The following is a 2,927-nucleotide window of genomic DNA, read 5'->3' on the forward strand; positions in this document are numbered from 1 at the left end:
CTCCAGCCCCACGTCGTGGGACATCCAGCCGGCCAGCACCGCCAGGTTGGCCGCCACCCCCCAGAGCCTGCGCTGGAGGTGTTCGGGGTGGCGGTACGCGAGCATGCCGCCCACCTCGTTGAGCTGGCCGACGACGGCCTTGCGCTGGAGCCCGCCGCCGCGGGCCGCGTCCCACGCGCGGAAGATGTCGACCGAGCGCTCCAGCTCGTCGATCTCGGACGAGCCCACGGGGGCCGCCTCGTACCGCTCGAAGCCCGCCTGCTCGGCGTGGCCGGGGTAGGAGGCGCGGTGCAGAGGGTCGTCGAAACGGGGGGCGTCCGAGGCGAGCACCGGATCGGAGTGCAGCCAGTCGTGCATCGCCCCGCTGAGTGCTGAGCCTGCGGCGAGCGCGGCGCCCGCGCCCACCAAGCCGCGTCGGTTGAGCATGAGGTCCATTCCCGTGAATTCGGTGAGGACCGCGGCGGTCCGCTCGGGCGGCCAGGGGAGTCCGTCCTGCGACTGCCCCTTGCCCGCTCGCCCGCGCCGGCCGAACCCGAGGTCCTCGATGGTCACGACACGACCGAGGCGCTCGGTGAAGAGGGCGGCCAGCACCCGGGGCACGGGATCGCGCGGGGACTCCCCCATGTCGATCCAGCGCCGCACCCGTGAGGTGTCGGTCGCCAGCTGCGGATGTCCCATGACCGCCGCCTGCCGGTTGACCAGCCTCGCGAGCTCGCCCTTGGACCATCCGGCCAGTCCGAACAGATCCGCCAGGCGGGTGTTGGGTTCCCTCGTCACGTCAAGCCCCCAGGTTCCTCGGCTGACTTGAAGGTAGCGGCCCCTCGGATGCCAGGCGACTATTCGCCAGGGTTCGCCAGGGTCCGCCAGATGGTGTGCCACCCGTCGACGGGTGTGATGTAGGAACGCGCCACCCCGACCACCCGGCGCGCATTCCCCAGGGTGCGCGGCGGCCGTGGTCCGGTCCGATCGTCATACGGTCGGGCTGGGCCGGGCCTTCGGGCGGGAAGGGCCGGAAGCGCCCCCGCGCCGGCGGGGGCGGTCCGGAGGCGCACCGCAATTCGCCGGCACACGAAGGGATCTGTTCCGCCCATGTATGCAGCATCGGCCTCCGTGTCCGCTCCGCTCCGGCCCCCGCGGCCGCAGCAGCTCCGCCCGCCGCAGGGCGGCGGACCGTACCTCGACCCCTCCCACGCCGTGGGGGCCGCGTTCGGGGGCGGACGGACGCGGAGGGGCCCGGGGCTCGGCACACCGCCCGTCGGCGGGAGAATCGACCTGTCCGGCCCCGACGGCCCCGAGCTGCGCTCGCTGATCGCGTCGGTGCACCACGTCTGCCCGGAGTTCGCTCCCGGCCAGGTGCTGCGCCGGAGCGGGCGCTCCGTGCTGCTGGTCGGCACCGCCGGCCGCACCGGCGCCGTGGCGAAGTGTTTACTGGACCGCTCGCCCGCGGGTACGGAGCGGTTCCGGCAGGAGATAGCGGCGTACCGCACGTTCGTGCGGCATCGTCCGCCGATCCGGGTGCCGCGGCTGATCGCCGCGGATCCGGAGAACGGTGTCCTGGTCGTCGAGCGCATGCCGGGCCGTCCGGCCGCCACCCGGCGGCATCCTTCGGACACCCCGCCGCGCGCCGACGTACGGGTGGCGCTCGGCGCGGTCTGCCGGGTCAACCTCTGGCAGCCGCCGGTCGGCATGTTCGACATGCCGCTCGACTACGCCAAGCACATCACCCGCTACCACGAGCTCGGCCTGCTCACCGACCGGGACATGGGCGACCTGCAGAAGCTGCTGCACGGACTGGCGCACGTCCAGGGCCAGTTCTGCCATGGCGACGCGCAGCTCGCCAACATGCTCCTCTCCCCCGCGGGCCCGGTGCTGGTCGACTGGGGCCAGGCGGGCTGGTACCTGCCGGGGTACGACCTCGCCACCCTGTGGACGGTGCTGGGGGACGCTCCGCTGGCCCGCCGGCAGATCAGCCAGCACGCGCAGGCCGCGGGGACGACGTCCCGTGACGCCTTTCTGGTGAATCTGATGCTCGTGCTCACCCGCGAGATCCGGACGTACGAGCTGGCCGTGCAGCGGGCCCAGCGGGAGCCGGTCCCGCCGGGCACCCCGGACACCGGCGAGGAGCAGCGGCTCCTGCTGCGGCGGCTGCACGACGACTGCGCGCTGGCCCGACGGGCCGTACGAGCCGCGGTGGGCACCCGCTGACGCCCCCGCTCCCTGCCGACACGCCGTGCCCCGGGCGCGGCGTGTCGGCGTTCACCCCTCCGGCTCAGGGGCCGGAGAGGTTCTCGCAGCCCAGGCGTTGACGTGCCCATAACACGCGTTCCAGTCTGATTGACGGATCGTCTGCTCGGCATCGCCGCTTGGTAGGTTCGGGTCGCCACCACTCCGGCGCACGGTACGGCCCGGCCCGTCCATGAGGAGGCTGCCTTGCGAGCTCCCGCTCCCGATCCGGCGCACACGCTGCCGAGACCTTCCCGAAGAGCCCGACGGAACAGGCATGCCCGCAGGGCGGCCGGCGCGCTCGCGTCGGCCGCCCTGCTGCTCCCGCTGGTCTCCGGCCTGCCGGCCGCCGACGCCGCCGGCACCGCCGCGACCGGCCCGGACGCGCTCCAGCGGGACTTCGCCCGGGCGGCGGCCGAGTACCACGTGCCGTCGAGCGTCCTGCTGGCCGTCTCCTACCTCCAGTCGCGCTGGGACACCCACGCCGGGGCGCCCAGCGTCACGGGCGGCTACGGCCCGATGCACCTCACCGACGCCGCGACGGCCCTGGCCGGCGCCCCGGAGCGGCCGCACCACAGCGGGTCCGGCGAGGACGCGCGCGGCGACACCGCCCGTCCGCACCGGGCCGCGGACCGCGCCCTGCCCTCGGCCGGCGCGCTCCCGGAGCGGCTGCGCACCCTGGACCGGGCCGCCCGTCTCACGGG

Annotated in this window: 2 protein-coding genes and 1 pseudogene; 2 read left to right on the top strand and 1 reads right to left on the bottom strand. The window is 74.6% G+C overall.

The window, feature by feature from the left end; genetic code table 11:
• The coding region (locus JNW98_RS32755; protein ID WP_504755626.1) for an NsdA family TPR-like regulatory protein at window positions 1–777 on the bottom strand (777 nt) is incomplete at its 3' end.
• Window positions 778–1,089: 312 nt separating this feature from the next.
• Between JNW98_RS32755 and JNW98_RS32760 the strand changes: the two genes are divergently transcribed.
• Entirely contained in the window at window positions 1,090–2,205 is a 1,116-nt protein-coding gene (locus JNW98_RS32760) for a phosphotransferase (protein WP_223771937.1), read from the top strand.
• A gap of 225 nt (window positions 2,206–2,430) precedes the next feature.
• Window positions 2,431–2,927: pseudogene (locus JNW98_RS32765) on the top strand (N-acetylmuramoyl-L-alanine amidase); the annotation flags it as partial.

The sequence above is a fragment of the Streptomyces huiliensis genome (assembly GCF_020037025.1).
Lineage (GTDB): Bacteria > Actinomycetota > Actinomycetes > Streptomycetales > Streptomycetaceae > Streptomyces > Streptomyces huiliensis.